We start from the raw sequence: 1,919 nt of genomic DNA on the forward strand, positions 1-1,919 counted from the left end.
GCGCGTGCTGGTGCTGCCGCTGTATCCGCAATATTCGTCCACCACCACGGCCAGCGTGGTGGACGACGTGCAGGCCTGGACGCGCAGGCAGCGGCGGCTGTTGGAGTTTCGCTTCGTGAACAGCTATCACGCGCACCCGGGCTACATCCAGGCCCTGGCGCAGAGCGTGCGCGCGCACTGGAAGCGCGAGGGTGGCCGGGCCGAGCAACTGGTGATGAGCTTTCACGGCATTCCCGCGCGCAACGTGCAGCTGGGCGACCCCTACCAGCAGGAATGCCTGACCACCGCCACGCTGGTGGCGCAGGCCCTGGGCCTCTCGCCCGAGCAGTACCGGGTGACCTTCCAGTCGCGGTTCGGCAAGGCCCGCTGGCTGGAACCCTACACCGAGCCCACGCTGATCCAGATGGCCCAGTCCGGCACGCGCAGCGTGGACGTGATGTGCCCGGGCTTTCCCTGCGACTGCCTGGAAACCCTGGAGGAAATCAACCAGGAAGCGCGCGAGGCATTCCTGCACGCGGGCGGCCAGGCGTTCCGCTACATCCCCTGCATGAACGACGACAACGCCTGGATCACCGGCCTCAGCCAGATCGCCCAGCAGCACCTGCAGGGCTGGGACGGGCACTGAGGCACGCCGAGCACGGACGGCCCGCCATGCAGATTTCCGCCCCTTCCGCCACCCGCACGCTGTGGTTCACCGGCCTGTCGGGCGCGGGCAAGACGACGCTGGCGCAGGCCTTCGCCAGCCGGCTCCAGGCCCGCGGCATCGCCTGCACGGTGCTGGACGGCGATGTGCTGCGCGGCGGCCTGAACGCCTCGCTCGGGTTCAGCGCCGCCGACCGCAGCGAGAACATCCGACGCACGGCCGAGGTGGCGCGCCTGTTCAACGAGGCCGGGCTGTGGGTGGTCGCCGCCCTGATCTCGCCCCAGGAGAGCGACCGCCAGCGGATGCGCCAGATCGTGGGCGAGGACCGCTGCCGCCTGGTGTGGGTCCGCACGCCCCTGGCCGTGTGCGAGGCCCGGGACCCCAAGGGCCTGTATGCCCGGGCGCGGGCCGGCCAGTTGCCGGGGTTCACCGGCGTGGGCGGGGCCTACGACGAGCCCCGGGATGCGGACTTCGAGATCGATACGGCGGGGGCCTCGGTACAGGCCTGCGTCGAGGCGCTGTGGGCCACGCATGGCCCGCCCCCACCGCGCAGGGCCGGCGCAATCCGCCGAGCGCTGAAGGGCCCGGCAACACAGCCCGACAGGCCTGCAGCGCAATCAAATCGCCGGCATCATGCTATTGATTCAATAGCAAGCCTGTGGCCGCATGCGACACGGGCCACCCGCCACGGGCCCCAGTGCGGCCCCGCTCACTCCGGCACGCTGATCGCGCCGCTGGTCACGGTGATGGCATTGCCGTTCACCGGCGTGGCGGCGATGGCCGGCACGTTGGCCGCCGTGATCGCGGGCGCGCTGCCCGGCTGGCCGCCGCGTGGCACCGTGCGCACCACCTGGCTGGCGGGCAAGGCGGTGCCGTTGGCGAGGTGGTCGTACATGGCGTCGAGCGCACGGTTCAGGTAGACGTGCAGCGGGATGTAGCGCGTGTCGTAGCCAGGCAGCACGCCGGTCAGGCCAATGAAGCTGTCGAAATGCTGTGCGTTCGTCACCTCGATGTAGCGCAGGCGGCTGGACGCGCCTTCCACCCGGCGGTTCAGCGCCGCATAGGGGCGGGAGGTGTGGTTGACCGGCAGCAGGGCGTCCGAGCGGCCGTGCACGATGATGGCGGGCTTGCCGCGCAGGTTGCCGCTGCGGCGGGTTTCGTCCACGCCGGCTTGCAGCCGCTGCGCCGCGTCGTCGGTGCCCGTCACGAGGTTGCGCAGGCACAGCGCGCCGCTCAGGTTCCAGTCGCGCGCGCCGGTGGCGCTCTGCGACAGCAC

2 protein-coding genes and 1 pseudogene are annotated in these 1,919 nt (G+C 71.1%); 2 read left to right on the forward strand and 1 reads right to left on the reverse strand.

All coding sequences use genetic code 11. The features are described 5' to 3' along the window. The coding region (gene hemH, locus AC27KI_RS23760) for a ferrochelatase (protein WP_487116187.1) at positions 1–625 on the forward strand (625 nt) is incomplete at its 5' end. A gap of 26 nt (positions 626–651) precedes the next feature. Further along, positions 652–1,170, forward strand: a pseudogene (gene cysC / locus AC27KI_RS23765) (adenylyl-sulfate kinase); the annotation flags it as partial. Between the two features lie 182 nt (positions 1,171–1,352). On the opposite strand, the gene AC27KI_RS23770 reads toward cysC, so the two are convergent. Continuing rightward, positions 1,353–1,919 (reverse strand): 3-hydroxybutyrate oligomer hydrolase family protein (locus AC27KI_RS23770; RefSeq protein WP_487116189.1); only part of this gene is annotated, 567 nt, incomplete at its 5' end.

The organism is Acidovorax sp. KPB24-03, assembly GCF_057546605.1.